At 67.9% G+C, this 5,737-nt stretch carries 6 protein-coding genes; 4 read left to right on the top strand and 2 right to left on the bottom strand.

Translation table 11 applies throughout. From position 1 onward, the window contains the following. Positions 1-1,172, bottom strand: a 1,172-nt coding sequence (gene uraD, locus QZW52_RS18310) for a 2-oxo-4-hydroxy-4-carboxy-5-ureidoimidazoline decarboxylase (protein WP_294001380.1), incomplete at its 3' end; no start/stop codon positions are given. A gap of 5 nt (positions 1,173-1,177) precedes the next feature. Then, positions 1,178-2,155: an allantoinase PuuE gene (gene puuE / locus QZW52_RS18305; RefSeq protein WP_294001377.1), complete on the bottom strand. Its 978-nt coding sequence runs from the start codon at positions 2,153-2,155 to the stop codon at positions 1,178-1,180. Between the two features lie 77 nt (positions 2,156-2,232). On the opposite strand from puuE, the gene uraH reads away from it, so the two are divergent. From uraH to QZW52_RS18285, 4 genes are all read left to right on the top strand, one after another. Then, positions 2,233-2,592, top strand: a complete 360-nt coding sequence (gene uraH, locus QZW52_RS18300) for a hydroxyisourate hydrolase (RefSeq protein ID WP_294001374.1) — start codon at positions 2,233-2,235, stop codon at positions 2,590-2,592. 64 nt (positions 2,593-2,656) lie between these two features. Next, positions 2,657-3,643 (top strand): porin, encoded by a 987-nt coding sequence (locus tag QZW52_RS18295; protein WP_294001371.1) that lies wholly within the window; start codon positions 2,657-2,659, stop codon positions 3,641-3,643. Positions 3,644-3,833: 190 nt separating this feature from the next. After that, complete coding sequence (locus tag QZW52_RS18290) at positions 3,834-5,036, top strand: urate hydroxylase PuuD (RefSeq protein WP_294001368.1); 1,203 nt, start codon at positions 3,834-3,836, stop codon at positions 5,034-5,036. A gap of 85 nt (positions 5,037-5,121) precedes the next feature. Then, positions 5,122-5,737: solute carrier family 23 protein (locus QZW52_RS18285; protein WP_294001365.1), on the top strand; the 616-nt coding region annotated here is incomplete at its 3' end.

Below are 5,737 nucleotides of genomic sequence, written 5' to 3'. Positions count from 1 at the left end.
AGCGGCAGGTCACATTCGGCCAGCACCGGGCCTTGTTCGATGTGGACCTCGACGAAGCCGAGGTAACGCGCCGGGTCGCGCTTCAGGGCGGGGATGTCGTCGATGCACAGCCCGGCGTGCTGCATCGCGGCGCGCATCGTCACGCCGTCCGCGTCGGTCTGGTCGAGCCACGCCGGGTCGAACTGGCCGACCAGCGCGCCCGAGCCGAGGAAGGTCGCCTTGTAACGCTGGCCCTCCTCCTCCGCGAAGCCGATGACTTCGATGCCGAACGGCAACCGGCGCCCGGCCCGGTGCAACTCGGCGACCACGGCCATCGGCACGAAGATGCCCAGCCGCCCGTCGTACTTGCCGCCGTTGCGCACGGTGTCGTAGTGGCTGCCGGTGAGCAGGCGGGGTGCGGCGTGGTCGGTGCCGTGATCGACACCGTGGTAGACGCCGACGACGTTGCCCACCGCGTCGATCTCCACCTCGTCGAAGCCGCAGTCGGCCTTCATCCAGTGCGACAGCCGCTGCGCACAGGCGCGGTGTGCGTCGGTCAGGTAGGTGACGGTCAGCTCGCCGCGCTCGGCGTAACCGGGGTCGCTGTGCTGCGCGAGCTTCTCGGCCCAGTCCCACACCCGGTTGCCGAGGTCAGGCGACACGCCGAACTTGTCGTTCAACCGGATCTCGGCGATGCGGTGGATGTTGCGCAGGCACTCGCCGCGCTCGAAGTCCACCGGGTTGCCCAGGCGGCGGGCGAAGGTGGCGATGATCTCGTGCCGCCCCAGCCCCAGGCCACGCGGCCCGCGCACGGCCAGGATGAAGGGGAAGCCGAACTTGGCGTTGTAGTCGGCGTTGAGCTGCAGCAACTGCGCGAACTCGGCGGGCGTGCAGTCGGTGAGTCCCGCCTTGCCCTGCTCGTTGGTGGACTCGGCGGTGAGCGTCTTCGACACCATCGCCTTGCCGGCCAGCTCGGGGTGGGCGCGGATCAGGGCGAGCTGCGGCCCGGTGCCGGCGTCGCGCACAGCCGTGACCAGCGCGTGTTTCAGCCCGGCGAGGCTGGTGAAGGGCCGCAGTGCCGCGGCACGTTCGGCGATCCAGGGCGAATGTTCGTAGGTGCCGTCCAGCAGCGCGACGAGTTCGGCGGGCGTGGCGGCGTTGAGCTGGTCGATCGTCAAGGGCGTCAGCGGCATGGCGGTCACTCCCACACGAAGGCGGTGTCGGCGTTGAAGGGGTGCGTCTGCTGCCAGTGGCGGGCGATGTCGAGGCGGCGGCAGACCCAGACGCGGTCGTGCGCCTGCACATGGTCGAGGAAACGCTGCAGCGCCCGCATCCGCCCCGGTCGCCCCAGCAGGCGGCAGTGCATCCCGATGCTCATCATCGACGGCCGCTCGTCGCCTTCCGCGTAATGCACGTCGAAGGCATCGCGCAGGTACTGGAAGAACTCGTCGCCGTGGCTGTAGCCCTGCGGCAAGGCGAAGCGCATGTCGTTGCAGTCGAGCGTGTACGGTACGACGAGATGCGGGGCGAGTGCGCCGTCGGTCTTGCGCACCTGCAGCCAGAACGGCAGGTCGTCGCCGTAGTAGTCGCTGTCGTAGGCCAGCGCACCCAATTCAGCGCCGTGGTCGGCGACGAGGCGGCGGGTGTTGGGGCTGTCGCGGCCGGTGTACCAGCCGAGTGGCCGCTCACCGGTCAGCCGCTCGATGATCGCCATCGCCTCATCCATGTGGGCGCGCTCGGTGGCCGGGTCGATGTTCTGGTAGTGAATCCACTTCAGCCCGTGGCAGGCGATCTCGTGGCCCAGCTCGCGGAACGCCGCCGTCACCTCGGGCGAACGCTGCAAGGCCGTGGACACGCCGAAGACCGTCAGTGGCAGGCCGCGCCGCTCGAACTCCCGCAGCAGGCGCCAGACACCGACCCGCGCGCCGTATTCGTAGATGCCCTCCATGCTCAGGTGCCGCGCCGGGAAGGCGGGCGGGTTGAACATCTCGGAGAGGAATTGCTCGCTGCCCGCGTCGCCGTGCAGCACCGAGTTCTCGCCGCCCTCCTCGTAGTTCAGCACGAACTGCACGGCGACCCGCGCCTGTCCGGGCCATTGCGCGTGCGGTGGATGGCGGCCGTGCCCGAGCAGGTCACGGGGATAGCGGGGTTCACCGGGGTGTGCTGCAGTGCTCATGGTTCGGCGTGATTGACTGGTATTCCAAAGTGTATACACTTTTGAGACCCTGACACACAACGACCTGAAGGACCGCAATGGGACGACTCAGCACCCATGTGCTCGACACGATGAACGGCTGCCCGGCGGCGGGCATGGCCGTGCGGCTGGAGCGGCTGCTGGCCGACGGCCGCGTCGAGCCGCTGCACACGCTCACGCTCAACGACGATGGCCGCAACCCCGACGGCCCGCTGCTCGCGGCGGACGCGATGGTGGCCGGGCGTTACCGGCTGGTGTTCGCGGTGGCGGCGTATTTTCGTGCCCGCGGCGTGGCGCTGCCGGAGCCGGCCTTTCTCGACGAGGTGCCGATCGACTTCGGCATCGCCGACGCGGCCGGGCATTACCACGTCCCGCTGCTGGCGAGTCCGTGGGCGTATTCGACCTACCGGGGCTCCTGATACGGGGCACATTGTTTGGCACGGGTATTGCTGAAGGCACTCAACCCCTCTTCGAAAGACACCCATGAAACATTTCCTGCTCGGTGCCACGCTGGCCAGCACCGCCCTGCTCGGCGGCACCACGAACGCATGGGCCCAGTCGGCCGTCACCCTGTACGGACTCATCGACGCCAGCGTCGGCTCGAACAAGGCCCCTGGCGGCGCCCGCTTGCGCGGGGTGGACAGCGGCAAGATGACCACGAGCTACCTGGGCTTCAGCGCCACCGAAGACCTCGGCGGCGGCCTGTCCGCCGTGGTCAAGATGGAGCATTTCCTGCGCGTGGACAACGGCGAAGCCGGCCGCTTCAACGGCGACGCTTTCTGGGCACGCAACGCCTATGTGGGCCTGTCCAGCAAGTCCGCCGGCACAGTGACCCTCGGACGCAACACCACGCCGCTGTTCGTCTCGACCCTGCGGATGAACGCCTTCGGCGACTCCTTCGGCTACTCGCCCAGCATCCGCCACTTCTTCGCCAGTGGCACGGTCACGGGCGACACCGGCTGGAGCGACTCCATGCTGTACACGAGTCCGCGCTGGGCTGGCTTCAGCTTCGCGCTGATCGGTGCGCTCGGCGAGGGCAGCAACGGCCGCAACTGGGGCGCGAACGCCGGCTACGCCGAGGGCCCGGCCGCGGCGACCGTGACCCTGCAAAGCGTGAAAAAGGACGGCGCCACCGCAGTGGCCGACACCCGCACCTGGCAACTCGGTGGCAGCTATGACTTCGGTGCCGCCAAGCTGTTCGGCCAATACGGTCGGGTGAAGAACGAGACGGTCGTCAACCAGTACCGCATCACCGAGATCGGCACCAAGGTGCCCATGGGTGCGGGCGCCGCGCTGGCGCAATGGGGCAGGATCCAGCCGGACACAGGTGCCAGACGCGACACGCTGTCACTGGGCTACGACCACACGCTCACCAAGCGCACGGACGTGTACGCCGTTGCCATGCGCGACCATGTGGCCAACCTGTCCACCGGCCTGGGCTACTCGCTGGGCGTGCGCCACCGCTTCTGATCGGTGCAGCCGGTCGGGTGTCGGGTAACTCCGCATCCAATTGGTGCACAGAGCTGTATACAGTTGATCCACGTCGCCGCGGAGCCCCACTGCCAAGTGCGGTTGCGACGTTTTCTCCCCACAGAGCCCGCTGTGGTGGGGGGATGGTCCGGTACCTTGATACCGGGCCGTCCTACCTCCTAGGGATGTGATGGAAACCTATCTGCTCGACTGGGCCAACCTGCTGCTGCGCTGGGTCCACGTCATCACGGCGATCGCCTGGATCGGCTCGTCGTTCTACTTCGTCTTCCTCGACAACAGCCTGACCCCGCCCGAAGACGCCGCCCTGCGCGAAAAAGGCGTCGGCGGCGAACTCTGGGCGGTCCACGGCGGCGGTTTCTACCACCCGCAGAAATACCTCGTCTCGCCCAAGAAACTGCCCGAGCACCTGCACTGGTTCTACTGGGAAAGCTATTCCACCTGGCTCACCGGCTTCGGGCTGTTCACGGCGCTGTACCTGTTCAATGCCGGCACCTTCCTGATCGACAAGAGCGTGTTCGACTGGTCACCCGCTGCGGCCATCGGCACGGCGCTGGGTTTCCTCGTCGCGTTCTGGGTCGTCTACGACGTGATCTGCCGCGCCTTCGGGCAGAAGAAAAACGGCGATCTGATCGTCGGCGTCGGCGTGTTCGCGTTCGTCGTGTTCGCGTCGTGGCTGGCGTGCCAGTGGTTCGCGGGGCGCGCCGCCTTCCTGCTGGTCGGCGCGATGATGGCCACGTCGATGAGCGCCAACGTGTTCTTCTGGATCATCCCCGGCCAGCGCACCGTCGTCGCGCAACTGCGGGCGGGCCAGCCGGTCGAAGCCATCCACGGCCAGCGCGCCAAGCAGCGCAGCGTCCACAACACCTACTTCACGCTGCCGGTGCTGATCGCGATGCTGTCGAACCACTACGGCTGGCTCTACCAGGCGCCGCACAACTGGCTGGTGCTGGTGCTGTTCATGCTGGCCGGGGCGCTGATCCGCCACAGCTTCGTCGCCCGCCACAAGCAACTCGCACAGGGCAAGCCGGTGTCGTGGGCGCATGCCATCGCCGGCACGCTGGTCCTCGTCGCGCTGGCCGTGTGGCTCGCGCCGAAGCCGTCCGCCACCGCTGCGCAGCCGGCCGCTGCCGTGACCTTTGCCGAGGCCAAGGCCGTGATCGACCAGCGGTGCGTGCTGTGCCACAACGCGCAGGTGCAGAACAAGAACGTCGCGCTGCACACGCCGGAACTCGTGAAGCAGTACGCGCAGGCCGTGTACCAGCAAGCCGTGGTGCTCAAGGTCATGCCGATGAACAACGCCACGCAGATCACCGACGCCGAGCGCGCCGTGCTCAAACGCTGGTTCGAGGCGGGCGCACCGACGGCGCCCTGAGTCCCCTGCCCTTTCTCTGACCGGCTGGTGCTTCGGGCAGCCAGCCGAGGCTGCTGCATTGCCCGAACAACACGAGGAGACACCCATGACGACATCCACGGTCCACCCAGTGGACGAGAAACTGCCCACCGGCCGGCTGGCCGCGCTGGGCCTGCAACATGTGCTGGTGATGTACGCGGGCGCGGTCGCCGTGCCGCTGATCGTCGGGCGGGCGCTCAAGCTCACGCCGGAGCAGGTGGCGATGCTGATCTCGGCGGACCTGTTCTGCTGCGGGATGGTGACGCTGATCCAGTCGCTCGGCTTCGGGCGCTGGTTCGGCATCAAGCTGCCGGTGATGATGGGCGTGACCTTCGCGGCGGTCGGCCCGATGGTGGCGATGGCGAATGCCAACGGCGGCGTGGACGGTGCGCGGGCGATCTTCGGCGCCATCATCGGCGCGGGCCTGATTTCGATGCTGATCGCGCCGCTGATGAGCCGGCTGCTGCGCTATTTCCCGCCGGTCGTCACGGGCACGATCATCGCCATCATCGGCATCAGCCTGATGCGCGTCGGGGTGGGCTGGGCGCTGGGCGGGCCGCCGAATCTGGCGCAGAGCGTCGATGTGCCGAAGCTGGTCGCGATGGTCGATGCGGCCAAGATGACGGCCGAAGCCGCGTCCGCCCCGATCAAGCTCGGCCCGATCCCGATGGCCGACAACCCGA

The organism is Sphaerotilus sp., from assembly GCF_013299175.1.
In the GTDB taxonomy this organism is placed as follows: domain Bacteria; phylum Pseudomonadota; class Gammaproteobacteria; order Burkholderiales; family Burkholderiaceae_C; genus Sphaerotilus.
This window is presented reverse-complemented; position numbering and strand designations above follow the sequence as displayed.